This is a genomic window from Candidatus Micropelagos thuwalensis (assembly GCF_000469155.1).
Lineage (GTDB): Bacteria > Pseudomonadota > Alphaproteobacteria > RS24 > RS24 > Micropelagius > Micropelagius thuwalensis.
Window position 1 is genome coordinate 555,357 of record NZ_AWXE01000001.1, and the last position, 26,670, is coordinate 582,026.

The window sequence follows — 26,670 nt, forward strand, 5'->3', positions numbered from 1 at the left end:
CTTTCGTAAGATGAGTCAGGCATAAGACCTTGAGGTTCAGGATTTATAAGAAAGTATCGGCGCCATCCACTTTTCACAGATTTCGAGCGTCATGCCTTTTCTCTCGGCATAATCAACAACTTGATCGCTGTTTATTTTACCAACTCCAAAATAAGCACTATCAGGGTGACTGAAATAAAGCCCAGATACAGAAGCCCCGGGCCACATAGCAAAGCTTTCCGTCAGCGATAGCCCGATAGCAGTCTCGGCATCCAGCAACTTAAATAAAGTGCCCTTCTCGGTATGATCTGGCTGCGCCGGATAACCCGGAGCCGGTCGAATACCCTTAAACTCTTCATTAATAAGTGCATCATTATCTAACGCCTCGTCAGGTTCATACCCCCAAAATTCTGTACGCACCAGCTGATGCATGCGTTCGGCAAACGCTTCCGCCAACCTATCTGCAAGAGCTTTCGACATGATGGAGCTATAATCATCTCCATCTGCTTCAAATTTTTTAGCGACCTCGTCTTCACCATGGCCTGACGTAACAGCAAAGCCGCCAATATAATCCGGCTTGCCGCCGATTGGCTGGATATAATCCGCCAGAGCAAAATTCGGACGATTATTTGTACGCAGCATTTGTTGACGTAAAGTATGCAACCTTGCCAATTCAGCGTTTCGGGTATCATCTTCATAGACGATGATGTCATCGCCGTCACGTGCCGCAGGCCAAAAACCGATTACAGCCTTTGCCGTTACCCATTTCTCTTCGACCATTTTATCGAGCATATCATTAGCATCTTTAAAGAGATTTTTTGCCGCTTCCCCAACAACATTATCCGACAATATGGCAGGATAACGCCCGTGTAAGTCCCAACTTTGGAAGAAAGGCGTCCAATCAATATAGTCGCGCAATTCAGCTAGATTATAATCCTCAAACACCTTCGTCCCAAGAAATGACGGTTTGACTGGCTTCACATCATCGTTCTTAAAGGCATTCTCCCGTGCCTGCTCAATCGGACAACGTTTATCTTCATTACGTCCGCGCGCATGGTTCTCTGCCATTTTCTCATAATCAGACCGAATTTCCTTGCGATAATCTTCTGCAGTTTCGTCTGACAAAAGACGGCTGGCAACACCTACTGCGCGGCTGGCATCAGTCACATAAACGGTCTGCCCACGTTCATAATTTGGATTTATCTTCACGGCTGTATGGATTTTTGAGGTCGTCGCGCCACCAATCAATAGTGGAATATTGAGACCACGACGCTCCATCTCAGAAGCGACATGGCACATCTCGTCAAGGCTAGGCGTGATCAAGCCAGAGAGACCGATAATATCAACCTTTTCCTCAACAGCGCGATCGATAATATCATTTGCAGGTACCATGACCCCCATGTCTATGACATCAAAATTATTACACTGCAAAACGACACCCACAATATTCTTGCCGATATCATGGACATCGCCCTTAACCGTAGCCATCAAAACCTTACCCTTGCTGGAAGATTGAATATTTGCGCCAGATTTTTGAGCCTCTTCTTTTTCCATATCCATAAAGGGTTCAAGATAAGCCACAGCTTTTTTCATCACACGGGCAGATTTGACCACTTGAGGCAAAAACATCTTACCGTCACCAAACAAATCCCCAACCCTATTCATGCCATCCATTAACGGGCCTTCAATCACATTAAGCGGACGGTCATAACTTTGGCGGGCAAGCTCAGTGTCTTCCTCAATATAATCACCAATGCCGTTAACGAGGGCATGCATCAGCCTGTCCGGGACAGATGTCTCACGCCAACTTAGATCGGCTTCTTGCTTGGCGCCGCCTTGACCAAGATACTCTTCGGCGATTTTCAATAGGTTATCGGTAGCGTTATCATTCGCATTGAGCAACACATCCTCAACTGCGGCTTTTAATTTTGCATCAATGTCTTCGTAAATTGCGAGCTGACCTGCATTCACAATCCCCATATCCATCCCAGAATGAATAGCATGGTAGAGAAAAGCTGAATGCATTGCCTCGCGAACAGCATCGTTGCCACGGAACGAAAAGGATATATTTGACACCCCTCCCGAAACATGTGCTCCGGGAAGCTCAGTACGGATCCTCTTAGTAGCTTCGATAAAATCAACCGCATAATTATTATGCTCTTCGATGCCAGTGGCGACAGCAAAGATGTTCGGGTCAAAAATAATATCTTCAGGAGGGAAGCCAACTTCATCTACCAGCAATCGGTAAGAACGCGCACAAATTTCAAATTTCCTATCAGCCGTATCAGCCTGCCCCTGCTCATCAAAGGCCATGACAATAACGGCGGCCCCATAGCGCAAACACAGTTTTGCGTGACTCAAAAACTCCTCTTCACCTTCTTTAAGCGAAATAGAATTCACAACAGCCTTGCCCTGAACGCATTTCAAGCCAGCCTCAATAACTGACCATTTGGAACTATCAATCATAATTGGCACACGTGCGATATCAGGTTCGGTTGCCGCAAGGTTCAAGAATTTGGTCATAGCCGCTTCACTGTCGAGCATGCCTTCATCCATATTCACATCAATAATCTGAGCGCCATTCTCAACCTGTTGACGCGCCACTTCTAAAGCCGTTTCATAATCACCCTCAGTGATGAGTTTCCTAAACTTTGCTGAACCGGTGACATTTGTTCGCTCTCCAACATTCACAAAACGGATATCATCAGTCATGGTGAAAGGCTCCAGACCGGAGAGTCGCAGCCGCTTATCAATTTCTGGGATAGGCCGTGGTTTGTTTTGCGCTGCTGCAGCGGAAATCGCAGAGATATGGTCAGGTGTTGTCCCGCAACAACCACCTAAAATATTTACAAAACCCAACTCAGCGAATTCACCAACAATTTCAGCCATTTCTTCTGCAAGCTGATCATATTCACCAAATTCATTCGGCAAACCCGCATTGGGATAAATACAAATATTTGTGTCCGCAATACGCGAAAATTCAGCAACATAAGGGCGCATCTCTTCGGCACCTAAAGCGCAGTTTAGCCCGACAGCGAAAGGCCTAGAGTGTTTAATTGAATTCCAGAAAGCTTCCGTCGTCTGACCTGACAGAGTTCTACCAGAACGATCCGTAATACTACCTGATACCATCAAGGGCAATTCAACACCTGTCTCTTCAAATGCAATGTGAACAGCGTGAAGAGCCGCTTTTGCATTCAACGTGTCAAAAACTGTTTCAACGAGGATGATATCAGAGCCGCCTTCAATAAGTCCGCGCGTCGCTTCAACATAATTTTCAACCAATTCATCGTAATATATATTGCGCATACCGGGGTCATTTACATCCGGTGATATGGACGCCGTTCGGTTTGTCGGCCCAATAGCACCCGCCACATATCTCGGGCGGGATGGGTCAGTCGCCTCGAATTTATCACATGCTTGGCGCGCAAGTTTTGCACCCTCAAAATTCATTTCGTAGGCGTAGTCTTCTAGCGCGTAGTCAGCTTGCGCAATTCTGGTTGAAGAAAAAGTATTTGTTTCAATAATGTCGGAACCTGAGTCGAGATACACTTCATGAATCTCCCGTATCATATCCGGCTGGGTCAGAGACAGAAGATCGTTATTACCTTGGAGGTCCATATTAAATTGAGAAAAGCGGCTGCCACGATACATTGCTTCATCAGGCTTGTGACGTTGAATCATTGTCCCCATCGCCCCATCGAGGGTTAGGATACGCTTTTCAGTTAGACGCGGCAGTTCCGCAATTCTTTTTGCGCGATCCCAACTCATGAGTGACCTCCAACTTTTTCTAAACTTAGGGCATTACAAACGGCTTTTGTAACAGTTGCTTGATTGAGTGTGTAAAAATGTAAATTTTCAAAACCGCTTTTAATTAAATCTCGGCATTGATCTGTCGCGATTTCGATGGCGAGCGCGCGGCGACTTTCGAGATCTTCATCCAGCCCGTCGAATTTATTTTTCATCCACTCAGGCACAGATGCACCACAGGCTTCCGACATCCGCAACACACCTTTAAAATTTGTGGTTGGCATAATGCCTGGGATAACCGGAATGTTGATTTGGTTATCGACTAATAAGTCCCGAAAACGATAATATTTTTCAGTATCAAAAACAAATTGTGTAATAGCGCGCGTTGCACCCGCATCAATTTTTGCTTTCAGAAGGTCAATATCTGTTTGCATATTATCCGACTCGGGGTGCTTTTCAGGATAAGCGCTGACTGTAATATCAAAACCGCCACGCTTTGCTAGAGACTCGACCAATTCAACAGAGCCGCTATACCCATCTGGATGAGGACTAAAAGCTGCCATATCTGGCATATCGCCGCGTAGAGCAACGATATGCTTAACGCCTGCATGTGCGTAATCCTCAATCACCTCATCTACTTCAGATTTGGATGCCGCAACACAAGTGAGATGTGCAGCCGGCTTTAAATCCGTTTTTGTAACAATGTGCTTTACGCATTTATGCGTACGGTCGCGTGTCGATCCTCCAGCACCATAGGTAATTGACACGAAATCAGGCCCGATAACGGAGAGCTCATTAACAACATCCCAAAGTTTCGCTTCAGTCTCAGCAGATTTGGGCGGAAAAAATTCAAAAGACATAGAGGTCATATGCTTCTTTTCTGTTTTTTGCTTAATTGTTTGCTTTGTGTGTCTGGGTTTAAGACTGCAATATTACTTTTAACACCAGACCAAATGGTAACGGTGAGGCTGTCAGAGGGGCCCAATTTAGTCCCTCGCTTATCCAAATGGACATAGTCTTGTGACATAATGTCAACATCATCGAAAATTCTTAGTATTTCATCTTGGGAAAATCCGAGACGTCTATGTTCATGATGCTCGCGCAAAGTTTCTATTTCATGGGGCGCAAAATCAACAACCATAAGCAAACCATTTGGTGCAAGGATTCTAGCAGCCTCGGAAATTGCCGCAGCAGGGTCATCTAAAAAGTGCAGAAGCTGATGGATAATAATAAGATCAGCCGAGGCGCTTTGTAATGGAAGCAAAGTAACATCTCCAAGGCGAACCTGACAGTTTGTGAGAGACAATTCTTCAAGCCGCATACGCGCAAGAGCCAGCATCTCCGCATTTAAGTCAAAACCAACAGCTTTTGTTGCGCGCGGGCCAAACAATTCAAGCATACGTCCTGACCCGGTGCCAAAATCGACAAACTCGTTTATTTCCCTATCACCAAGCATTTTCAGCATTTTGGATTCGATTTGACTATCGGCGATATGAAGATTTCTTAGGGTTTCCCAGTTTTCTGCATTTGAAGAAAAATAATTTTGTGCTTTTTCCGAACGATTGGATTGCACCTGAAGAAAACGGTCATAATCACGTTGCAGAATTAAATCATCACCCGGCAACATGGAAACAACAGCAGAAACGATATCTGCCGAGTGTCCTTGATCTGACAGGCGATAAAATACCCAGCTCCCTTCCGGATAACGTAACACAAGTCCCGCTTCAGTCAGAAGTTTTAAGTGACGACTGATCCGCGGCTGGCTTTGCCCTAAAATATGGGTAAGCTCTGTAACGGTTAATTCACCATAATTTAGCACTGCGAGTAGTCTCAGACGCGTTTCTTCACCCGCGGCTTTAAGTGCTGACAGTAAGCTTTCCATTTAAAACCCCTAAAAAACCTGTAATATGAAATTATTAAAAAATTTACAAATCATATAAAGATATGTTTATATCTAAACATTAATTCTGTCCAGCTTTCTTGTCATTAATTTTTTATGTATACTCTGCGTAAATTTAGATTCTTTATTGGTAATTCTATGAATTCGAAAATCCCATATCTCTTAGCAGTTTTAATCTTGTTTAATGGATGTGCCAGTTCAAATTCGGATCAATCTGATCCGTTTGAATCTTTCAACAGATCCATGTTTGCCGTCAATCAAGGGCTGGACAAAGCTATTCTGAAACCAACGGCACAGGTCTATGGTGTTCTCCCCCAGCCGGTCAAGACGGGAGTTGGTAATGTACTATCAAATCTGTCCTTGCCAGTTACTTTCATAAACCAGACATTACAAGGCAACATAGACTCTGCAGGAAATACTTTGGTAAGATTTTCTGTAAATTCTACTATTGGTCTCATCGGCATTTTTGATGTGGCGACCGGTTTAGGCGTCAAACAAGAGAAAGAAGATTTTGGTCAAACACTTGCCGTTTATGGTGTTGGTTCGGGTCCATACATATTTCTACCAATACTCGGCCCCGGCAATCCGCGTGACTTAATTGGTCGTGCGGGTGACACAGTTATGAATCCAGTTTACTGGGCTGGAAACAATGACAATGAAGATGACATAAGACTAGGGGTAACGATTATTTCAGGTATTCACGCACGCGAAGGTGCCTTAGAATTGCTAGAGGAGTTGGAAAATACATCTGTCGATTACTACGCAACCGTCAGAAGCCTATATATGCAAAACAGAGAGTCGGAAATTACAAATGGGGCAACGGATATTGACGCCTTGCCTGAAATTGACGATTTCGAAGATTTTTAATTCTGAGTTCAAGTTCAGGTAACTATCATGATTAGAAAAATTATAATCTTATGTTCGGTATTTTTCCTGTCCCTTTCTCCGGTAATGGCCGAGAAGTCGCCTGAAGCTGAAGCATTTGTTATGGATGTCTCCAATCGAGTAATCGATATTCTCAGCTATACTTCAACCACAGAAAAAGAAGATGCATTCCGAACATTACTCAACGAAAAAGCCAATCTGAAGCGCATTGCGGCCTTTACACTCGGCAAATATAGACGCCAACTTTCACCGGCAGAACTTCAAGAATTTCAATCGCTTTTTGAAACCATGATTACGAAAGTTTATGCCAACAGGCTGGGTACTTATGAGGACCAGCAGATTATTGTGCTTGGCAGTGAAAAGAAGAAAAAAGACTATCTTGTCGAAACTGAATTACGCTTCAAGGATGGTAGTGACCCAATTGCGATTGTATGGCGCTTGCGTCAAGAGAAAGACGGCAGAATTACACTCTTTGATCTACGTGTTTTAGGCATCTGGATGGCACTCGAACAGCGCGAGACATTCTTGTCTATCCTCAAAAACAATAATGAAGATTTTGATGTCTTGCTAGATAATCTGCGCCAACAAATAGCAACAGGGTCAACCAAAACTAGCGACTAAATTGTTTGTATTTTATACGCTTGGGCACTTCAGCATCCGTCCCAAGACGGGCTTTTCTATCGACTTCATAGTCTGAGTAGCTACCTTCAAACCATTCCACATGGCTGTCGCCCTCAAAAGCCAAAATATGCGTAGCGAGCCTGTCCAAAAACCAGCGATCGTGAGAAATAATAACCGCACATCCCGGAAAATCCTCCAACCCCTCTTCAAGTGCGCGAAGGGTTTCAACATCAAGATCATTGGTTGGCTCATCGAGCAGTAGCAAATTTGCTCCTGAGCGAAGCATCTTTGCTAGATGCACACGATTTCTTTCTCCACCTGATAACAGACCCACTTTTTTCTGCTGGTCACCGCCTCGAAAGTTAAATGCCCCGACATAAGCGCGGGAATTAACCTCGCCATTACCCAGCTCAATGATATCATTCCCGTCAGAAATCTCTTCCCAGACAGTTTTGCCATCATCAAGATTATCCCGACTCTGGTCGACATACCCCATAACAACTGTTTCCCCGACTTTTAAATTTCCATCATCAGGGTTTTCAACGCCTGTCAGCATTTTAAATAATGTCGTCTTACCTGCACCGTTTGGCCCAATAACGCCAACAATTCCCCCCGGAGGAAGCTGAAACGACAAATTATCAATCAATAATTTTTCATCAAACCCTTTGGTCAAATTGTCGGCTTCAATAACAACACCGCCAAGGCGTGGGCCGGCAGGAATAGAAATTTGTGCGCGACCAACTTCTTCGCGTTCCTTCTGATTAACCAAATCCTCATAGGCCGAGATTCTAGCCTTGCTCTTGGCTTGCCGCGCTTTTGGTGAGGCTTGAATCCACTCAAGTTCTCTCGACAAGGTTCTCTGGCGACTTGCATCTTCTCTAGCCTCTTGCTCAAGTCTTTTATGTTTTTGCTCGAGCCAAGAGGAGTAATTTCCTTCATATGGGAAGCCGGAACCACGGTCCAACTCCAGTATCCAGCCTGTGACCTGATCCAGAAAATATCTATCGTGCGTTACAAGAACAACCGTGCCGGCGTAATCTGAAAGGTAATGCTGTAACCATGCAACGGTCTCAGCATCGAGGTGGTTGGTTGGCTCATCAAGCAGAAGCATATCCGGTTTTGACAATAAAAGCTTACACAGTGCCACACGACGCTTTTCACCACCGGACAGATTATCCACCGAAGCATCAGATGGTGGACAGCGCAAGGCATCCATAGCTTGTTCAACCTGACTGTCTAAATCCCAGAGATTCTGGCTGTCCAACTCATCCTGCAAAGAAGCCATTTCATCGGCGGTCTCGTCCGAATAATTCATAGCCAGTTCGTTGTAACGCTCAACTTTCTCGAGCTTTTCAGCAACACCTTCCATGACATTGCCCAAAACATCTTTGGATGGATTCAACTGAGGTTCTTGCTCAAGGTATCCAACCTTTGCGCCTTCAGCCGCCCATGCTTCGCCTGAATATTCAGAGTCTAAACCTGCCATGATTTTAAGCAGGGTAGATTTACCTGAGCCATTGACCCCAACAACCCCGATTTTAGCACCTGGAAAGAAGGAAAGCCTGATGTCCTTTAAAACCTGTTTCCCACCGGGATAGGTTTTGGACAACTGGTCCATAACATAGACATATTGGTATGAAGCCATTTTAGATCCAGTTTAAAATTTCAATTGTCGCCATAGCACCGATAAGAATGCCAGAAATGAAAAAGACAATGAATCTGTGCATGACATTGTTATAGATGGATTGAATAAGACTGTGAATTATCCGCAGAATAACATAAGCCCAAGCCAATTGAACCTGAATACCCTCACCATGACCAGAAAGCGCTATGGCAATAGCAACAGCATAAAACACTGTGGGCTGCTCGTGCAGATGGTTATAATTATCACCAATTTGACGAATATTGCTCGGCAGTTTGGGAGCAACATCGGATGTATGCTTGGCTTCTTCCGGCGCAATATCCAGATTGGACATATACCTTACACGCGCAGAAATCGTGACGACCATCATCACAACAGACCATAGGCCCAAAACAATAACAGGTTGAAGTAGTGCTGTACTGATTTCCATATTCCCCTCCGAAGTTACATCAATTTATGCGGTCAGCTTGGCTCATGAGACGCCTATTGAAAAGAGCTAAATACCAAAATTTTCAGCTATCAGCGGAACGCAGTCTTTAAAATATTCTTTTATCCCGATAATATCCTTGTCGAAATCACCAGTCATAGCAAATTCTTCTCCGATAAAAATAGTCCGTGTTTTAAAATTAACTTTACATAAAATCAGCGGAACCTTTGCCCCCCAGGCAATATGATAGAAGCCAGACTTCCATTCCTTACGATAAGAACGCGTTCCCTCTGGCGTAACAAGCATAATAGTTTTCTCGACAGAATTGAAATACTCAATGCCCTGCTCAACCACTCCCCCCTTTTTTGTTCGATCAATCGGGACAACTCCGAAGAAACTCATAAATGCACTCAAAGGCCACCAGAAAAGAGTGTGCTTTCCCATGACATTCGGCTGAATACGCTTAGTTAAAATCGCGTAAATAAACATCAGAAAATCCCAATTACTAGTGTGAGGCACGGCAGCCAGCATCATTTTAGGATAATCAGGAAATTCACCTTCAATACTCCAACCCAGAAGAGACCCCAAGAAACGGCTGCCCCTGCTTAGAATGGGGATGAGAAATGGCACATCAAAAATTGTAAACTTTGAGACTTTCACGCTTTAACCTACTTACACAATTTTAAGGAGAATGGTGGGCCCGGCAGGACTCGAACCTGCGACCAAACCGTTATGAGCGGTTCGCTCTAACCAACTGAGCTACAGGCCCTCCGAGAAATATCTAACACTTTGAAACAGAAAAAACTAGCGCGGCGTGAGAGTCAAAACCCTTGGGTCATGACTTTTTGCGTCTTCGGGAGCCAGTTGTATGTAGGAAATGATAATTACCAGATCATCCGGCTGCACTAGCCTCGCGGCAGCACCGTTAATACCAATGGTCTGAGACCCACGCGGAGCTTCAATAGCATAAGTGGTAAAACGTGCGCCGGTATTGATATTCAGAACATCAACCTGCTCATAAGGCAGAATGTCCACATCATCCAGCCAGTCACGGTCAATTGTAATAGACCCCTCATAGTGCATGTCACATTGAGTAACCCGCGCACGGTGTATTTTAGATTTCATGAGTGTGAGCAGCATTTGCCAGCACCTAAATATCAATAAAGTTGTGGGCACTTTTGCGCCGATTGAGCTAAATTGTCAAGGCACCACTGGCCTTAGCTATCTAGAAAACTCCGTAATTTTCTGGAACGTGATGGGTGCTTCAGCTTGCGCAATGCCTTTGCTTCAATCTGGCGAATACGTTCACGAGTTACGGAGAATTGTTGTCCAACTTCCTCCAAAGTGTGGTCTGTATTCATTCCGATACCGAAACGCATCCGAAGCACACGCTCTTCACGCGGCGTTAAAGAAGCAAGAACCCGTGTCGTCGTCTCTCGCAGATTATTTTGAATCGCTGCATCAATCGGCAATATGGCATTCTTGTCTTCGATAAAATCACCAAGATGGCTGTCATCTTCATCACCAATAGGTGTTTCAAGGCTAATCGGCTCTTTGGCAATTTTGAGAACCTTACGAACCTTTTCAAGAGGCATAGACAACTTATCTGATAATTCTTCAGGTGTTGGCTCCCGTCCTATTTCATGAAGCATCTGACGTGATGTGCGAACAATTTTATTAATGGTTTCAATCATGTGGACAGGAATACGGATAGTCCGTGCCTGGTCGGCAATGGAACGCGTAATGGCCTGGCGGATCCACCATGTCGCATAAGTTGAAAACTTGTAACCACGACGATATTCAAATTTATCTACGGCTTTCATCAGGCCGATATTGCCTTCCTGAATCAAATCCAGGAATTGCAGACCTCGATTGGTGTATTTTTTGGCAATTGAGATAACGAGACGTAAATTGGCCTCGACCATTTCTTTTTTAGCGATACGCGCTTCGCGTTCACCTTTTTGAACTTTACGAACAATACGACGGAAATCTGCAATATCCAGCCCTGTCTCCCCTGCAAGTTGCTGAATTTCATCGCGATGAGCATTAACTTCGACACGGTTATCGGTAATGAAATTTTTCCAACCTTTGCCGGTTAACCTTGAAACACGTCGTGTCCAACCAGATTCATATTCATTACCTTGATAATGCTTAAGGAACTCTTCACGATCGACACCAGATTTGTCGGCCATGCGCCAGATTTGATTTTCAAGCATCAAAAGCCGTTTATTAATCATATAAAGTTGTTCAACAAGCGCCTCAACCCGACTGTTGTTGAGCGAAAGCACTTTTACATGCTGAATAACTTCGGAGGTCATTTCCTCCAGTTTTTTCAATTGTGCGTTAGTAAGTTCCTTATTACCGGATTTCAGTTCAACTTTGCGATCCTGAATTCGGCGTAATTTTTGATAGATACTGGCAATGACATCAAATGTCTCAAGTACTTGCGGCTTCAGTTCATTTTCCATTGCAGAGATTGACAGATTGCTTTCTTCATCGGACTCATCGTCGCTCGGCACACCTTCGGCCTCACCAGTCGGCGCTCCAGATGGCGGCGGCGCAGCACCTTCCGCACTTCGGTCAATTTTCTTAGCATCTGGCCCGGCAAAAGTAGCATCAAGATCGATAATATCGCGCAAAAGTACTTTGCCGTCATTCAACTCATCTCGCCAGATGATAATAGCTTGGAACGTCAGCGGACTTTCACACAGTCCAGCAATCATTGTTTCGCGTCCAGCTTCTATCCGTTTGGCAATAGCAATTTCACCTTCACGAGATAAAAGCTCTACGGAACCCATTTCGCGCAAATACATGCGCACAGGGTCATCCGTGCGGTCGCCGCCAGTTCCGGTTTTTGTAGATTTAACAACGGCTGTAGATTGACTTTCTACAAGACTGTCGGACTCTGAATCCTCATCCTCATCATCATGTTCATCATCATTTTCAATGACATTTATGCCTAGCTCTGAAAGCTGAGACAGGATGTCCTCAATTTGTTCAGAGGTAAATTTATCCAATGTCAGCACTTTGTCTCGCTCACTCGCAGTGATAAAGCCTCGCTGTGTTGCGGACTTAATCATTTTGCGAACAGCAACATCAGAGTCAATTAACGGGCTGTCAGAAGAGTCTTTTGTTTCAGCTTCTTCTGATTTTTTCTTAGCTTTCGCGCTCATTTATATCGCTTCCCCACACATTTCCCAACCCTAGTTTAATGTTTTGCTTTCTAGGGTACTTATTTCGTTTTCAATAGCCATTAAGCGTTCAAAGTTTTCCTGAGTTGTATCGGCGGCCAGATCCGTTTCAGCTTCGCGTTTTTCTGCGGTTAATGTTATTAACCTATGCTGCAGTTCAACCGCGTCAAGCCAGCCGGAAACAACGTCTTCAGGATCACTTTCGGGGCGGACAAAATCCAACATACGCGCATCGGGTAATTGCTCCAGCCGCGTCATGAGATTTTCAAATCCTATTCCTATCAAATGCCCCTTAAGACCGCCACTGTCAAGGGGGGCATTGTGAGAAATTGCGTCAACAATCGCATCACGAAGAGATTTTAAATCATCCGTAACAAAATCAAGCTTTTCAAGTTGACTTAGATGCGCCAAAAGTTGGTTATAATGTCGGATAAAGCCGAGTATTATCATTGCTTCTCGTGGGGGTAACATGACGGCCCCACTTACCAGAGCTGAACGGCGCGCCTCGGCAGATGCACCTGATTTAAATTTATAGAATGTGCCACTACTTTTTTGCCGGGCATAATTTGCACCATAAGAGTGCCCACCGTTTGCTTGCGTATTTCGATTGGCAGGATCAAATAGCGCATCCAGGCGTTTTTTTATCTCCTCACCATAGAATTTTCGAACATCCATATGCTCTATCTGCCTTACTGCTTTTCGTAACCTATTCGAGAAAGCCGCACGTCTTTCCGGTGTGTCATAAGGCGCATAAGCAAGTTCACGTTCCCAGAGCATGTCAATCAGACTATTGGCACGCTCAAGGACATTATTAAATGCCTCTGCCCCCCCTTCCCTGACCAAGTCATCCGGGTCTTTACCCTGTGGTAAAACAGCGAAACGCAGGGAATATCCGGGTTTTAAGAGTGGTAAGGCGCGGTCAATAACCCGATAAGCAGCACGTAACCCTGCCTCATCACCATCCAGACACAGAACAGGCTCCTCAACCAACCGCCAGAGTAATGATATTTGCTCTTCGGTGACCGCCGTACCCAGTGAAGCAACAGCATTATTGAAGCCACCGCGTGCAAGGCCGATAACATCCATATACCCTTCAACAACAAGAAGCGTTTTGGTGTCAAAAGCTGACTGACGTGCCTTAGCGAAGTTGTATAACACCCGCCCTTTATGAAACAACGGTGTTTCGGGAGAATTCAGATATTTTGCAGGCACTGAAGCTTCCAAAGCGCGCCCGCCAAATGCAATAATTCGATCACGCGAGTCTTTTATCGGAAACATCACTCGATCGCGAAATCGGTCAATCAGATCGCTTCGCCCTTCAGGCTGAACTGCCAAACCTGCTTCGATGATATCTTTATCAGCAATACCTTGATCTCTTAAATGCCGCGTAAGACCAACACGATCAGCCGGCGCATAACCTAAACCAAATGATTGAATAAGCTTGTCATCCAAACCTCTTTTGACAAGATATTCATATGCCTCACGACCTGTTGCCCCACCAAGCCGAGTTTTAAAATACACGGAAGCCATTTCACAAACATCAATCAGAGAGGCATTTTTCTCTTCTTTTTCCTGCATGCGCGGATCTTGAGCGGGGACCTGAATACCCGCCCGCGCGGCAAGGCGTTCCACCGCCTCAGGAAAACCCAAACCTTCTGTCTCCATCAGAAAATCAAAAACAGTCCCATGCTTACCCGTTGAAAAACAATGATAAAATTGCTTTTCATCATTCACAGTAAAAGACGGTGTGCGCTCATTTTTAAAGGGACTAAGGCCGACAAACTCTCGTCCGCGCCGGGTGAGCTTAACTTTCTGCCCGACGATATCCGAGACGGAAACGCGATTCTTGATTTCCTCTATGAAGCTTCTCGGATAGGCCATTTTTCTATCTTACTGTCAGAGACCTGACACGTCAGTAGCAAATTCTCATTGAAATGGTTCTCCCGCACATGAACTGGGGAAAACTCTCTAGCCGAGCAAATCTTTCACAATGCTGCTAACTTTGCCAAAATCCATCTGGCCGGTATAACGCGCTTTTAACTCACCCATAACACGACCCATATCTTTTAGACCGCTGGCTTGCAATTCATTGATAACACTCTCAACGGCGGCACGTGACTCGTCTTCGTCAAGTTGACGCGGTAAGAAAATCTTAATGATTTCAATCTCTTCGAGTTCTTGATCTACAAGCTCCTGCCGGTTTGCTTGCTTATATGTTTCCGCAGACTCAACCCGCTGCTTAACCATTTTGGAGAGGATTTCAAGAATCTCATCATCCGAAACACCCTCTGTGTTATCGCTGCTCCGCGCTGCAATATCCCGGTCTTTAATCGCAGCATTGATAAGGCGGAGTGTTGAGCTTTTCCTGCTGTCTTTAGCCTTAACGGCCTCTTTTAAAGCTTCGTTGATTTGATCACGCATAAAACACCTTAATGGTTTTAAAAAACCTGCTCATGAGCATTATGCTTGTAAGCTGGCGGAAAATACTTCAAAGCGTGTGTTCATGCAACGATTATCCTCAAGCTTTTTTGTCGTATCGCTGGATGCCTTATGAACTGAAGGAGAGAATCGTGTCTAATGGCCACGTTCTTGAACTAATTTTTAGTTAAAAAAAACATGCTTAGCGTACAACAGGAAATTTTAATTCACATTTGTTTTCTGTTACTTATGGTTTTGAAGATTTCCTCCTTGACCCGCCTTCATGTTTTAATTAATTTCCCGTCAATTTGGCTGATGTTCTATCAGTCAAAAGACAAAATTTTGAGCCCGCGTAAAACTCTATCCGAGGATAATATGCAAAATATAAAAGCCGCCACAATAAAAACGAAAATCACATATCCCGGCTTTTTTATTACTTCTCCTTTTCTTTTTTTACCTGTGTTATTAACTGGAGACACATACTGATGGCGGGCTGGGAAACACGCAAACCCACCGGGGTTCTTGTTCTCCCAGACGGCACATCTATTTTTGGAGTCGGCATTGGTGCAGTGGGCTCAGTTGCAGGCGAGGTATGCTTCAACACGGCCATTACCGGCTATCAAGAAATTCTTACTGACCCCTCCTATTCTGGACAGATTGTGACTTACACTTTCCCTCATATTGGGAATGTCGGCACCAATCGCGACGACACTGAAATCACCAATAAAAATAATGAAGATGCTGCTCTAGGGCTGATTATCCGAGAAGATATCACTTTGCCAGCAAATTATAGAAGTGCATCGCATCTTAATGACTGGCTAACCGCGCGGAATCTTATCGGGTTAAGCGGAGTCGATACGCGGTCATTAACAAGTCACATCCGCGAAAACGGAATGTTCAATGCCGTTATCGCCCATGCCACTGATGGCAATTTTGATATGGCAGCATTGCAGGCTCAGGCAAAAGAGTTCTGTGGTCTAGAAGGTCTGGATTTGGCTATCAATGTTTCCACAAAAACGAGCTATGAAAATAATCAAGGCCGTTGGCGTTGGGGTGATGGTTTCGTCACAACCGACACATCAAAGCATGTTGTTGCTCTTGATTACGGTCTCAAGAAAAATATTTTGCGCTGCCTGTCATCTGCAGGCTGTCGGGTTACCGTATTACCCGGAAATAGCCCCGCCGAAGATGTACTAGCCCATAACCCTGACGGCATTTTTCTATCCAATGGCCCCGGCGACCCTGCCGCCACAGGCAACTATGCTGTACCGGAAATTCAGAAACTTGTCGCCAGCGGCAAACCGATATTTGGCATCTGCCTCGGACACCAAATGCTTGCGCTCGCGCTAGGAGCCAAAACCGAGAAAATGCTGCAAGGTCATCATGGCGCCAATCACCCCGTCAAAGACCTCACCACGGACAAAGTTGAAATCACCTCAATGAACCATGGCTTTACAGTCAATCGAGATAGCCTGCCTGACAATGTTGTTGAAACCCATATAAGCCTTTTTGACGGCACAAATTGCGGTATCTCACTTAAGGATAAGCCGGTTTTCTCTGTTCAGTATCATCCTGAAGCTTCGCCAGGCCCACAGGATAGCCATTATATTTTTGACCGTTTCGTTACGGCTATGGGGAATTGAGAATGCCGAAACGGACCGACATAAAATCTATTCTCATGATAGGCGCAGGACCAATTGTCATCGGACAGGCATGCGAATTCGATTATTCTGGCACACAAGCCTGTAAGGCCCTCAAAGAAGAAGGCTATCGCGTCATTCTGATTAACTCTAATCCTGCCACCATTATGACCGACCCTGAGTTAGCGGACGCAACTTACATAGAGCCCATCACACCCGATATGGTGACACGGATTATAGAAATTGAAAAACCGGATGCGCTTTTGCCGACAATGGGCGGTCAGACTGCTTTGAACACAGCCATTGCCCTCGCTGAGCTTGGCGTATTGGAAAAACATAATGTGCAACTTATCGGCGCGGATTTGGAAGCCATCAACAAAGCCGAGGATAGGCTTTTGTTCCGTGAGGCAATGGAAAAAATCGGGTTAGAAAGTCCGCGCTCAAAAGTTGTAAAGTCGGTTGAAGAAGCCCTTAAAAATATTGAATTTGTTGGCTTACCAACCATTATCCGTCCTTCTTTCACCATGGGTGGAACCGGCGGCGGAGTTGCTTATAACCGCGAAGAGTTTGTCCAAATTGTCGAACAAGGACTTGAAGCCTCTCCCGTCACAGAAGTCTTAATTGAAGAAAGCATTATCGGCTGGAAAGAATATGAGATGGAAGTTGTGCGCGACAGGGCGGATAATTGCATCATTATTTGTTCCATTGAAAATGTTGACCCGATGGGTGTTCATACTGGGGACAGCATCACAGTTGCGCCTGCCCTGACATTGACCGATAGAGAATACCAAATCATGCGCAACGCCTCGATTGCCGTGTTGCGGGAAATCGGTGTTGAAACCGGTGGTTCAAATGTGCAATTTGCGGTTAATCCAGTAGATGGGCGATTAATAATTATCGAAATGAACCCGCGCGTTTCGCGTTCATCAGCGCTCGCCTCTAAAGCCACGGGCTTTCCAATTGCAAAAGTCGCCGCAAAGCTCGCTGTTGGCTATACGCTGGATGAATTAAGAAATGACATTACCGGCGTTACCCCGGCAAGTTTTGAACCAACAATTGACTATGTCGTAACCAAAATTCCGCGCTTTGCATTTGAGAAATTTCCTGGCTCCGAACCTGTTCTTACCACCGCCATGAAGTCAGTCGGTGAAAGCATGGCAATCGGAAGATGTTTCGAAGAATCCCTGCAAAAGGCCTTGCGCTCTCTTGAAACAGGTCTCACAGGATTAAACGAGAGGCTCATTGACGCGACAACCGACCAGTTGCATGCCGCCCTGAAAACACCAACACCGGATAGGTTACTTCATATTGCAGATGCTCTTCGCGCGGGTATGAGCGAGGAAGAAATCTGCACACTCTCCGGCTTTAACCCTTGGTTTGTGGCGCGACTTAAAAACATTATAGATATGGAAGCCAAAATCAGAGAATTCGGTCTCCCAGATGATATAGACAATTTCCGCGCCATCAAAAAGTTGGGATTGTCAGACCGCCGCCTAGCCGAACTGATTGGCAAAAGCGAAAGTGATGTTCGTCAAGCCAGACAAGCACTGGGTTTGAGACCAAACTTCAGACGTATTGACACTTGTGCGGCTGAATTTGCCGCCCAGACTCCCTATCTCTATTCAAGCTATGAAACCATCTCCCCATTCGGCAATCAGAATGAAGCCGAACCATCTTCGCGAGAGAAGGCGGTTATTCTGGGCGGTGGCCCAAACCGAATTGGTCAGGGCATCGAGTTTGACTATTGTTGTTGCCATGCGGCTTATGCCATGGGTGATATCGAGATTGAAAGCATCATGGTCAATTGCAACCCTGAGACAGTTTCCACCGATTATGACACCTCTGACCGTTTGTATTTCGAGCCACTCACTGAAGAGGATGTTTTGGAAATTCTTCATTGTGAGCAATCTCAAGGTGAATTAGCAGGTGTCATTGTGCAATTTGGGGGGCAAACCCCACTAAAACTCTCGCAAGCACTTGAAGAAAACAACATCCCGATACTCGGTACATCGCCGGATGCGATTGATTTGGCGGAAGACCGAGACAGATTTAAAGATTTACTGGATCGCTTATCGCTTAAACAACCACCAAACGGTATTGCCCGCAGCGCAACACAGGCGTATGAAATTGTGCAGCAAATTGGCTTCCCTGTCGTTATTCGCCCGTCTTATGTACTTGGTGGGCGGGCGATGGAGATTGTTCATACCGAAGAACAACTCGAAAGATACATGCGCGAAGCCGTGGTTGTCTCTGGAGACAGCCCAGTGCTTATTGACGGTTATTTGCGTGATGCTTCCGAAGTCGATGTTGACGTGCTGTGCGACGGTGGGGATGTCTATGTAGCAGGTATCCTTGAACATATCGAAGAAGCAGGGGTTCATTCAGGTGATAGCGCCTGCTCAATGCCACCACATTCTCTCCCAGCGGAAATTATTCAAGAATTGGGACGCCAAGCAACAGAAATGGCTTTGGCTCTGAACGTTATCGGCTTGATGAATGTTCAGTTTGCCGTCAAAGACAACGTAATTTATGTGATTGAGGTCAATCCGCGCGCCAGTCGGACGGTACCATTTGTGGCAAAAGTCTTGGGTCAGCCAATTGCCCGCATCGCCGCAAAAATCATGGCTGGTAAGAAACTCTCAGATTTTAGTCTGGCTGCCCCCAACTTTGAGCATATAGCTGTGAAAGAAGCGGTCTTCCCATTTGGACGTTTCCCTGGCGTTGATACAATACTTGGGCCGGAAATGCGCTCAACGGGTGAAGTAATGGGGCTGGATACGAATTTTGCTACCGCTTTTGCCAAAAGCCAGATCGGTGGCGGTACAGTTCTCCCTGTTGAAGGAACAGCATTTATCTCGGTCAGAAATGACGATAAAAACAAAATTGTTTCTCTCGCCGCAGAACTACTTGAACTTGGGTTTAAGATACTGGCAACTTCCGGTACCTGTAAATTATTAGAAGAAAACGGCCTTAGTGTTACACAGGTGAACAAAGTGCTGGAAGGTCGACCGCATATTGTTGACGCCATGAAGGACGCCACTGTCGAGTTAGTCATCAACACCACGGAAGGTGAACAATCATTGGCGGATAGTAAATCTATCAGACGAACGGCACTTGAGATGAAAATTCCCTATTTCACAACTATTGCAGCCGCTGAAGCGGCAATTTCAGGGATTAAAGCTGTTCGCGCTGGCCCGCTTAATGTCCGAAGCTTGCAGGATTACACCGCCAATATCACATAAAGAGTTGACCTAAACGGGCTTTATGTCCGAACATTAGGTTTAGAGTGTATGCGGAAGGTATTTTGGCTTTCCGTTTTGATGAAAAGGGTCTGAGTCATGGAAAAAGTGCCAATGACAGATGGAAGCTATCAAAAACTTGATGAGGAAATTAAATTTCTCAAGGGTCCTGAACGCCAGCGCATCATCAAGGCCATAGCCGAAGCGCGTGAGCATGGTGATTTATCTGAAAATGCCGAATATCACGCTGCAAAGGAACAGCAAAGCCATAATGAAGGCCGTATTCTTGAACTGGAAGATATGCTGAACCGTGCCGAAATCATCGATATCAGTTCTCTGTCGGGGGATAACGTCAAATTTGGGGCCACAGTCAGCCTTGTCGATGAGGATACTGACGAGGAAATGACTTATCAGATTGTTGGAGATTATGAAGCAAATGTGGAAGAGGGCCGCATTTCAATTTCGTCACCAATTGCGCGCGGTCTCATTGGCAAGGAAGTCGGTGATAGCGTTGAAGTAAGAACACCCGGCGGAAGTAAATTCTACGAAATTCTCGACGTTAAATTTATCTAGCCCCTTTAAAGCGGTACTTAAGTTCTAGAGCGGCACGCCGGGCTGTTTTTTGGTCTGACGTATTGTCAAAGATGTTTTGACATTTGCGACATTAGGCGCAGGCGTAAGTTTCTGGGTTAGAAACATCTGAAAAGAAGACAAATCTTCAGAGACACATTTGAGAATAAAATCAATATCCCCGTTTAACATGTGGCATTCGCGGACTTCTGGCCAACTCCGCACCAGTTCTTCGAAAGCTTGCAAATCCTTATCTGCCTGACTGTGAAGGCCAACCATGGCAAAAACTGTGACAGTAAAGCCCAGCTTGGCCGAGTCAACATCGGCATGATAGCCAGTGAGATAGCCAGCTTTTTCAAGTGCGCGTACCCTACGCAAGCAAGGTGGGGCAGAAATTCCGACCTTATCTGCCAAATCGACATTGGTCATCCGCCCATCAGTTTGTAAAGCGGAAATGATTTTAATATCTATTCTATCGAGTTCTTTTTTCATAATATCGAGAGGCCAGATTGGTTTATGAGCATTGTAATTTTATTACCTTTTAGCGCAATATTTTTTCTTAGTTAAGTTTTAAACACTTAATTTCTTCAAAAAATTTGGGAGTCAATTTTTTATCTTGACCATATGTCGGGATTCTAAGCATAAGAAGACATGTCAGATTCTATTCATTCAAAAGTCTTAATTATTGGTTCCGGCCCTGCCGGTTATACGGCTGCTGTTTATGCTGCCAGAGCTATGCTTTCACCTGTTTTGGTCCGCGGCCTTCAACCCGGCGGTCAACTTACTATTACAACAGATGTAGAAAACTACCCTGGATTTGCTGAAGCTATCCAAGGCCCATGGCTGATGGAACAAATGGAGGCGCAAGCAGCCCATGTTGGAACTGAAATTATATCGGATATCATTACGGACGCGGATTTGAAAGCAACGCCCTTCTCCTTTAAAGGCGATAGCGGCGCAACCTATACAGCCGATACAGTGATTATCGCCACCGGTGCACAGGCTAAATGGCTGGGCTTAGACTCTGAGGATAAGTTTCAGGGGTTTGGCGTATCTGCCTGTGCCACATGTGACGGGTTTTTCTACAGAGACAAAAAAGTTCTGGTCGTTGGGGGTGGTAATACAGCGGTTGAAGAAGCTTTGTTTCTAACCAATTTTGCCTCTGAAGTGACGCTGATTCATAGGCGTGATGCTTTACGTTGTGAAAAAATCCTTGAACAACGTTTGTTGGCGCATGAAAAAATTAATGTGCTATGGGACACAGAAATTGATGAGATTATCGGCACTGAAGAGCCATTGGGCGTCACGGGAGCGCGGTTGAAAAATACCAAAACGGCAGCATTGTCTGAGATTGAGGCTGACGGGGTTTTTATCGCCATTGGTCATGCTCCGGCAACGGAGTTGTTCACGGATCAACTTGAGACCAAACAAGGCGGTTATCTCATCACTTCACCTGACAGTACAGCAACGTCAATCCCGGGCATTTATGCCGCAGGTGATGTAACAGATGACATTTACCGTCAGGCAGTTACTGCTGCAGGCATGGGTTGCATGGCAGCCCTTGAAGCGGAAAAATATTTGGCTGAAAAAGAAGCTGTCTAGAAACTTAGCGTGTCAGCTTATTTTCAGTTCGTCAAAAACTTCTGTCATGATGCGGCGTGCTTCAAGAGCTTTAGGCCAACCAATATAAATGGAGATATGCATCATCATTTTTTCGGCTTCCAACCGGCTTACACCTTGATTTGCAAGACCTCTGAGATGAACTCTAAGCTCTTTCTCATGCTCTTGAACGGCCAGCACAATACAGGTTATTAGCGAACGATCGCGAAGGCCGAGGCCAGGCCTTGACCAGATATCAGCATAAGCCGTGGCCATAACCATATCTGACAATAAACCATTCTCTTGGCCTTCAGGCGGTCTTTCACCGAATACACGCTCGGCGACCAGCCAACCTTTTTCGACGCGTTCTTTAAAACTGTCTTCACTCATATTGAGAGCCTGTTTGAAGTTTATTTTTTTAGAGACGCACAAAAACGCTGAATACGCGTGCAAGCCTCTTTCAGATTTTCATCCGAGGTTGCATAGCTGATACGAAAATGCGGTGACAAACCAAAAGCCGCCCCATGAACAACAGCAACCCCTTCAGCTTCTAGCAAAGCTGTCGCAAAAGTTTCATCATTTTCGATAACTTGCCCACCTGGCGTGGACTTGCCAATACACCCCGAACAGGACGGGTAAACATAAAAAGCTCCCTCCGGTGTCAGGCATTCAATACCTTCAGCCTGATTAAGCATATCCACCACCATATCTCGGCGTGTTTTGAAAACGGCATTTCGTTCGGCAATATAATCTTGCGGCCCATTTAATGCTTCAACTGCGGCCCACTGGCTAATCGATGAAGGGTTGGAGGTTGATTGGGATTGAATTTTAGTCATGGCCTTAATCAACTGTACTGGTCCAGCGCAATAACCAATCCGCCAACCTGTCATGGCATAAGCTTTTGAGACCCCATTCATGGTCAAAGTGCGGACATATAAAGATGGCTCTACCTGCGCGGGTGTCGCGAAGGTAAAATTGTCATAGACGAGATGTTCATACATATCATCGGTAAGTATCCAGACATCCGGATAACGCACCAATACATCCGTTAATTTTTTCAATTCATCCGCGGTATAAGCCGCACCTGAGGGGTTGGAGGGAGAATTAAAAATAAACCATTTTGTTTTGTCGGTAATTGCAGCTTCAAGTGTCTCCGGCTGAAGTTTAAACCCATCCTCGGCTTTAGCTTCAATTATAACAGATGTCCCACCAGCGAGTCTGACCATATCAGGGTAACTCACCCAATAGGGTGCCGGGATAATAACCTCGTCACCAGGGTTTAGCGTCGCCATAAGCGCGTCATAAATGACGGGCTTCCCCCCTGGCGCCACAAAACATTGATCCTGTGTATAACTAAGGTCATTATCCCGCTTAAACTTGTCACATATCGCTTCTTTCAACTCAGTAATGCCATTAACGGCAGTATATTTTGTCTCACCGCGATTAATCGCTTCTACAGCCGCTTGTTTGATATTATCCGGCGTATCAAAATCTGGTTCACCTGCGCTCAGTCCAATAACATCCACACCTGCCTCGCGTAACTCCCTTGCCTTATCGGATATAGCAATGGTTGCCGACGGCTTAACGCGGGACAAGGTTTCAGACAAAAAAGAGGAACCGGACATAAACAAGACTCCTTGAGCTAAGGTTACTGTAAGTTAAGCCCACACAGCTCAAAACACAAGCGAACCTCTTTTAAATTAAAACTTCGTAACTTGATAATTCAAAAATTTTCTTATCGCCTGTGAAAATAACAAGGAGAAAAATTAATGAATAAGAAATTCTTATGTACTGGGGCTTTCATAGTTCTGTTTTCAGGTATTTTATTACTTTTGTTTTTAAAAGGCGCCATACCAATACCTAGCTCAGTCGGTCTGGAATACACCGACGAAATTCAAATGGATGTTCAAAGCCTTGCTTACGCCAGTACTGCCGCTTCACAGTGTAAATCCCATGGTATAGATATGTATACAAGCAAATAAGACTATGCCATTTCAAATCTAGCAAATGGTCAATATATCGTTTGTTTCCGCTCAAACTCGGATAAAAAAACTTGAGATAGAGATATCTAACAGTGAATGCAAAAGTCTCAAAAAAGATTTAGGCATAATGGCAGATAAAAAACTTGTGATTATTGATTAAGTTTATGAGGAGATTTTCTCACGTTTAATCAAAATCTTTTTCGTTTTCCAATAAACGCGGCAAGTGCCAGTGAAGTAACAATCCGAATATAATCATTCTAATGACGTCGCTAACGATTTCAGAATTTAGCGGACGCACTTCACGTTGCAAAAAGGCATTTGCGCCTGCATCATCGTCAGATGCGATTTCTTTTAAACGCTCCATATCCGAGGCAATCAAGTCTGGAAATACTGTCGTAATGGCAAAACTTAACAGATCAACCGCTGTAACACCCACAACAATAATGCTGACTGTAGAAATAATCGCAAAGTATATTTTTCTAAAATTAAGAAGCATGATGAGTCCTTTTTCTTTTTGATTTTTAGAAGATGACCATACTAGTAAATTGTCGGACGATGTCTATATTATTTCTATGTCTGAAGAGCAGCAAAGCCTTACCGGTCGAAAACCTCTCCCACCAATAGCTGAGCCGGGTTTGAACGAAGCTTCATTGGAAAGTTTTGTTCCGCACCGACCGATCCGCCCCATGAAAACCGAGGGAGGTCGGGTTTTTAACTTAAAATCCGACTTTGAGCCGGCAGGAGACCAACCTAAAGCTATTAACGAGCTTTTGGAGGGTATAAATAATGGTGAGAGTGACCAGGTATTGCTGGGCGTTACTGGGTCGGGCAAAACTTTTTCAATGGCACAAATTATAGCCCATACGGGCCGCCCTGCCCTAATACTCGCGCCAAACAAAACACTTGCGGCACAGCTTTACGGTGAGTTTAAGAGCTTTTTTCCAGATAATGCCGTCGAATATTTTGTCTCTTATTATGATTATTACCAGCCAGAGGCCTATGTTCCCAGAACGGATACCTACATAGAAAAAGAAAGTAATATTAACGAGCAAATTGACCGCATGCGCCACGCAGCTACGCGTGGCCTTCTTGAACGTGATGATGTCATTATCGTTGCTTCTGTTTCATGTATTTACGGCATCGGTTCAGTCGAAACTTACACGGAAATGAGTTTCGATCTAGAGGTCGGTAAACATATGCCCCGCGCTCAATTACTCGCCGATCTGGTCGCTCTGCAATATTCCAGAAACGAATTAGGCTTTGCGCGCGGAGACTTTAGGGTTCGTGGTGATACAATAGAGCTATTTCCTGCACACTGCGAAGACCGTGCCTGGCGTATTGAACTCTTTGGTGACGAAATTGATGCTTTGACCGAATTTGACCCACTTACGGGTAATAAAGTTGGATCACTTGATTTCGTTCGGGTCTATGCCAATAGCCATTATGTCACGCCGCGCCCGACACTCAATCAGGCTGTGCAACGCATCAAAAAAGACTTGCAAATCCGTTTGAAAGAATTTGAAGCCGCCGGGCGTTTGCTGGAAGCTCAGCGTCTTGAACAACGCACAGAGTTTGATATTGAAATGCTTGAAGCAACCGGCTCATGTGCTGGAATTGAAAACTACTCACGCTACCTAACCGGCAGAAAAGCCGGCGAACCGCCACCAACACTTTATGAATATCTACCTGATAATGCCATTCTGTTTACGGATGAAAGCCATGTTACCGTGCCTCAAATTGGCGGCATGTTTAAAGGTGACTTCAGACGAAAATCCACCCTCGCAGAATTCGGTTTTAGATTGCCTAGTTGTGTTGATAATCGCCCGATGAAATTTGAAGAATGGGATTTGATGCGCCCGCAAAGCATTCATGTTTCAGCGACCCCCGGCCCTTGGGAGATGAACCAGACCGGGGGCGTTTTTGTCGAGCAGGTAATCCGACCAACTGGGCTGGTTGATCCAGTTTGCGATATAAGACCAGCAAAATCTCAAGTCGATGATTTAATCTCCGAATGTCATGAGGCCGTAAAGAAAAATCACCGCGTCCTTGTCACCACGCTCACGAAGCGCATGGCGGAAGATTTGACCGAATATATGCATGAGCAAGGACTTCGCGTCCGCTACATGCACTCTGATATTGATACACTGGAACGGATCGAAATCGTTCGTGATTTGCGTATGGGCGCCTATGATATTTTGATTGGAATTAACCTTCTCAGAGAGGGGCTTGATATACCAGAATGTGCCTTGGTTGCTATACTTGATGCCGATAAAGAAGGTTTCTTGAGATCCGAGACCTCACTCATCCAAACCATAGGCCGTGCCGCACGGAATATTGATGGGCGTGTTTTGCTTTACGCCGATAAAATCACAGGCTCAATGGAACGCGCGCTGGCGGAAACCAAAAGACGGCGGGAAAAACAAAGCTCTTACAATGAAGCTAATAATATCACGCCTGCATCAGTGCAAAAAAATATCGGCGATTTGCTTGAAGGTATGGCAGAGGCGCAGGATAACATGGCTCCCGGGCCTTACCGCGTAAAAGAAGGTATGGCAGAAGCGCAAGCGCCTCTACTTGGCGATAATTTACGCACCCACATTGAGGAGCTTGAAAAGAAAATGCAAACCGCTGCATCAGATCTTGAGTTTGAAGAGGCGGCGCGTATACGCGATGAAATTAAGCGGTTACAACAAACTGAATTAGTGGTAGCGAATGATCCACTCGCTCGCCCAGCAGAAGTTGAAAAAAGAGTTTCAGAAGCCACGGGTACCAAAATTGGTAAAAAATGGAGCCCAAAAAAACACCGTCGCTCCCGCTAGCATCATAA

At 45.1% G+C, this 26,670-nt stretch carries 22 protein-coding genes and 1 tRNA gene; 8 read left to right on the top strand and 15 right to left on the bottom strand.

Annotated elements, in window-relative coordinates; genetic code table 11:
• Positions 1–36: 36 nt before the first annotated feature.
• The 3 genes from metH to RS24_RS02695 are packed head-to-tail and all read right to left on the bottom strand — an operon-like array spanning position 37 to position 5,611.
• Positions 37–3,750 (bottom strand): methionine synthase, encoded by a 3,714-nt coding sequence (metH, locus tag RS24_RS02685; RefSeq protein WP_021776642.1) that lies wholly within the window; start codon positions 3,748–3,750, stop codon positions 37–39.
• Positions 3,747–4,589, bottom strand: a complete 843-nt coding sequence (gene metF, locus RS24_RS02690) for a methylenetetrahydrofolate reductase [NAD(P)H] (RefSeq protein WP_239642385.1) — start codon at positions 4,587–4,589, stop codon at positions 3,747–3,749. Before metF ends, metH begins: the two co-directional genes overlap by 4 nt.
• Positions 4,590–4,594: 5 nt before the next feature.
• Positions 4,595–5,611, bottom strand: a complete 1,017-nt coding sequence (locus RS24_RS02695; RefSeq protein WP_021776644.1) for an ArsR/SmtB family transcription factor — start codon at positions 5,609–5,611, stop codon at positions 4,595–4,597.
• Positions 5,612–5,767: 156 nt separating this feature from the next.
• On the opposite strand from RS24_RS02695, the gene RS24_RS02700 reads away from it, so the two are divergent.
• Positions 5,768–6,496 (top strand): MlaA family lipoprotein, encoded by a 729-nt coding sequence (locus RS24_RS02700; RefSeq protein ID WP_038300446.1) that lies wholly within the window; start codon positions 5,768–5,770, stop codon positions 6,494–6,496.
• Positions 6,497–6,523: 27 nt separating this feature from the next.
• Positions 6,524–7,135 carry an MlaC/ttg2D family ABC transporter substrate-binding protein gene (locus RS24_RS02705; RefSeq protein ID WP_021776646.1) on the top strand — a complete coding sequence of 204 codons (612 nt, stop codon included), beginning with the start codon at positions 6,524–6,526 and terminating at the stop codon, positions 7,133–7,135.
• Here RS24_RS02705 and ettA read toward each other — a convergent pair.
• From ettA to RS24_RS02745, 8 genes are all read right to left on the bottom strand, one after another.
• Positions 7,125–8,780, bottom strand: a complete 1,656-nt coding sequence (ettA, locus tag RS24_RS02710; RefSeq protein WP_021776647.1) for an energy-dependent translational throttle protein EttA — start codon at positions 8,778–8,780, stop codon at positions 7,125–7,127. The two genes, RS24_RS02705 and ettA, sit on opposite strands and share 11 nt — an antisense overlap.
• Position 8,781: 1 nt before the next feature.
• Positions 8,782–9,207, bottom strand: coding sequence for an MAPEG family protein (locus RS24_RS02715; protein ID WP_021776648.1), 426 nt, complete (start codon positions 9,205–9,207; stop codon positions 8,782–8,784).
• Positions 9,208–9,273: 66 nt separating this feature from the next.
• Positions 9,274–9,864, bottom strand: a complete 591-nt coding sequence (locus RS24_RS02720; RefSeq protein ID WP_021776649.1) for a 1-acyl-sn-glycerol-3-phosphate acyltransferase — start codon at positions 9,862–9,864, stop codon at positions 9,274–9,276.
• A 32-nt stretch (positions 9,865–9,896) separates the two neighbouring features.
• A tRNA-Ile gene (locus tag RS24_RS02725) sits at positions 9,897–9,973 on the bottom strand.
• A 35-nt stretch (positions 9,974–10,008) separates the two neighbouring features.
• Positions 10,009–10,344 (bottom strand): aspartate 1-decarboxylase, encoded by a 336-nt coding sequence (gene panD / locus RS24_RS02730; protein WP_021776650.1) that lies wholly within the window; start codon positions 10,342–10,344, stop codon positions 10,009–10,011.
• A gap of 77 nt (positions 10,345–10,421) precedes the next feature.
• Positions 10,422–12,377 (bottom strand): RNA polymerase sigma factor RpoD, encoded by a 1,956-nt coding sequence (rpoD, locus tag RS24_RS02735; RefSeq protein WP_021776651.1) that lies wholly within the window; start codon positions 12,375–12,377, stop codon positions 10,422–10,424.
• 30 nt (positions 12,378–12,407) lie between these two features.
• A complete protein-coding gene (dnaG, locus tag RS24_RS02740; protein WP_021776652.1) occupies positions 12,408–14,276 on the bottom strand; it encodes a DNA primase in 1,869 nt (622 codons plus the stop codon).
• A gap of 87 nt (positions 14,277–14,363) precedes the next feature.
• The gene (locus tag RS24_RS02745) at positions 14,364–14,816 is read right to left on the bottom strand and encodes a GatB/YqeY domain-containing protein (protein ID WP_021776653.1); all 453 of its coding nucleotides are present in this window, start codon (positions 14,814–14,816) and stop codon (positions 14,364–14,366) included.
• Between the two features lie 482 nt (positions 14,817–15,298).
• Between RS24_RS02745 and carA the strand changes: the two genes are divergently transcribed.
• From carA to greA, 3 genes are all read left to right on the top strand, one after another.
• Positions 15,299–16,456 carry a glutamine-hydrolyzing carbamoyl-phosphate synthase small subunit gene (carA, locus tag RS24_RS02755; protein WP_021776655.1) on the top strand — a complete coding sequence of 386 codons (1,158 nt, stop codon included), beginning with the start codon at positions 15,299–15,301 and terminating at the stop codon, positions 16,454–16,456.
• A gap of 2 nt (positions 16,457–16,458) precedes the next feature.
• Complete coding sequence (carB, locus tag RS24_RS02760) at positions 16,459–19,695, top strand: carbamoyl-phosphate synthase large subunit (protein WP_021776656.1); 3,237 nt, start codon at positions 16,459–16,461, stop codon at positions 19,693–19,695.
• A 96-nt stretch (positions 19,696–19,791) separates the two neighbouring features.
• Positions 19,792–20,265 (top strand): transcription elongation factor GreA, encoded by a 474-nt coding sequence (greA, locus tag RS24_RS02765; protein ID WP_021776657.1) that lies wholly within the window; start codon positions 19,792–19,794, stop codon positions 20,263–20,265.
• Between the two features lie 24 nt (positions 20,266–20,289).
• Here greA and RS24_RS02770 read toward each other — a convergent pair whose 3' ends face one another.
• On the bottom strand, positions 20,290–20,757 hold the full coding sequence (locus tag RS24_RS02770; RefSeq protein WP_420885940.1) for an Lrp/AsnC family transcriptional regulator: 468 nt from the start codon (positions 20,755–20,757) through the stop codon (positions 20,290–20,292).
• 156 nt (positions 20,758–20,913) lie between these two features.
• Between RS24_RS02770 and trxB the strand changes: the two genes are divergently transcribed.
• Positions 20,914–21,864, top strand: a complete 951-nt coding sequence (trxB, locus tag RS24_RS02775) for a thioredoxin-disulfide reductase (protein ID WP_021776659.1) — start codon at positions 20,914–20,916, stop codon at positions 21,862–21,864.
• 12 nt (positions 21,865–21,876) lie between these two features.
• On the opposite strand, the gene RS24_RS02780 is transcribed toward trxB, so the two are convergent.
• Positions 21,877–22,251, bottom strand: a complete 375-nt coding sequence (locus RS24_RS02780; RefSeq protein ID WP_021776660.1) for a carboxymuconolactone decarboxylase family protein — start codon at positions 22,249–22,251, stop codon at positions 21,877–21,879.
• Between the two features lie 20 nt (positions 22,252–22,271).
• Entirely contained in the window at positions 22,272–23,486 is a 1,215-nt protein-coding gene (locus RS24_RS02785) for a pyridoxal phosphate-dependent aminotransferase (protein ID WP_021776661.1), read from the bottom strand.
• Positions 23,487–23,630: 144 nt separating this feature from the next.
• Here RS24_RS02785 and RS24_RS02790 point away from each other — a divergent pair, with 144 nt between their 5' ends.
• A complete protein-coding gene (locus tag RS24_RS02790; protein WP_021776662.1) occupies positions 23,631–23,843 on the top strand; it encodes a hypothetical protein in 213 nt (70 codons plus the stop codon).
• Positions 23,844–24,027: 184 nt separating this feature from the next.
• On the opposite strand, the gene RS24_RS02795 is transcribed toward RS24_RS02790, so the two are convergent.
• The gene (locus RS24_RS02795; protein ID WP_021776663.1) at positions 24,028–24,339 is read right to left on the bottom strand and encodes a hypothetical protein; all 312 of its coding nucleotides are present in this window, start codon (positions 24,337–24,339) and stop codon (positions 24,028–24,030) included.
• A 76-nt stretch (positions 24,340–24,415) separates the two neighbouring features.
• Here RS24_RS02795 and uvrB point away from each other — a divergent pair, with 76 nt between their 5' ends.
• Complete coding sequence (gene uvrB / locus RS24_RS02800) at positions 24,416–26,662, top strand: excinuclease ABC subunit UvrB (protein WP_038300449.1); 2,247 nt, start codon at positions 24,416–24,418, stop codon at positions 26,660–26,662.
• Positions 26,663–26,670 lie beyond the last annotated feature (8 nt).

What these genes read in the sequence shown, in the direction of transcription:
- metH (WP_021776642.1), bottom strand. Translation starts at nt 3,750, where the DNA reads ATGAGTTGGGATCGCGCAAAAAGAATTGCGGAACTGCCGCGTCTAACT.
- metF (WP_239642385.1), bottom strand. Translation starts at nt 4,589, where the DNA reads ATGTCTTTTGAATTTTTTCCGCCCAAATCTGCTGAGACTGAAGCGAAA.
- RS24_RS02695 (WP_021776644.1), bottom strand. Translation starts at nt 5,611, where the DNA reads ATGGAAAGCTTACTGTCAGCACTTAAAGCCGCGGGTGAAGAAACGCGT.
- RS24_RS02700 (WP_038300446.1), top strand. Translation starts at nt 5,768, where the DNA reads ATGAATTCGAAAATCCCATATCTCTTAGCAGTTTTAATCTTGTTTAAT.
- RS24_RS02705 (WP_021776646.1), top strand. Translation starts at nt 6,524, where the DNA reads ATGATTAGAAAAATTATAATCTTATGTTCGGTATTTTTCCTGTCCCTT.
- ettA (WP_021776647.1), bottom strand. Translation starts at nt 8,780, where the DNA reads ATGGCTTCATACCAATATGTCTATGTTATGGACCAGTTGTCCAAAACC.
- RS24_RS02715 (WP_021776648.1), bottom strand. Translation starts at nt 9,207, where the DNA reads ATGGAAATCAGTACAGCACTACTTCAACCTGTTATTGTTTTGGGCCTA.
- panD (WP_021776650.1), bottom strand. Translation starts at nt 10,344, where the DNA reads ATGCTGCTCACACTCATGAAATCTAAAATACACCGTGCGCGGGTTACT.
- rpoD (WP_021776651.1), bottom strand. Translation starts at nt 12,377, where the DNA reads ATGAGCGCGAAAGCTAAGAAAAAATCAGAAGAAGCTGAAACAAAAGAC.
- dnaG (WP_021776652.1), bottom strand. Translation starts at nt 14,276, where the DNA reads ATGGCCTATCCGAGAAGCTTCATAGAGGAAATCAAGAATCGCGTTTCC.
- RS24_RS02745 (WP_021776653.1), bottom strand. Translation starts at nt 14,816, where the DNA reads ATGCGTGATCAAATCAACGAAGCTTTAAAAGAGGCCGTTAAGGCTAAA.
- carA (WP_021776655.1), top strand. Translation starts at nt 15,299, where the DNA reads ATGGCGGGCTGGGAAACACGCAAACCCACCGGGGTTCTTGTTCTCCCA.
- carB (WP_021776656.1), top strand. Translation starts at nt 16,459, where the DNA reads ATGCCGAAACGGACCGACATAAAATCTATTCTCATGATAGGCGCAGGA.
- greA (WP_021776657.1), top strand. Translation starts at nt 19,792, where the DNA reads ATGGAAAAAGTGCCAATGACAGATGGAAGCTATCAAAAACTTGATGAG.
- trxB (WP_021776659.1), top strand. Translation starts at nt 20,914, where the DNA reads ATGTCAGATTCTATTCATTCAAAAGTCTTAATTATTGGTTCCGGCCCT.
- RS24_RS02780 (WP_021776660.1), bottom strand. Translation starts at nt 22,251, where the DNA reads ATGAGTGAAGACAGTTTTAAAGAACGCGTCGAAAAAGGTTGGCTGGTC.
- RS24_RS02785 (WP_021776661.1), bottom strand. Translation starts at nt 23,486, where the DNA reads ATGTCCGGTTCCTCTTTTTTGTCTGAAACCTTGTCCCGCGTTAAGCCG.
- RS24_RS02790 (WP_021776662.1), top strand. Translation starts at nt 23,631, where the DNA reads ATGAATAAGAAATTCTTATGTACTGGGGCTTTCATAGTTCTGTTTTCA.
- RS24_RS02795 (WP_021776663.1), bottom strand. Translation starts at nt 24,339, where the DNA reads ATGCTTCTTAATTTTAGAAAAATATACTTTGCGATTATTTCTACAGTC.
- uvrB (WP_038300449.1), top strand. Translation starts at nt 24,416, where the DNA reads ATGTCTGAAGAGCAGCAAAGCCTTACCGGTCGAAAACCTCTCCCACCA.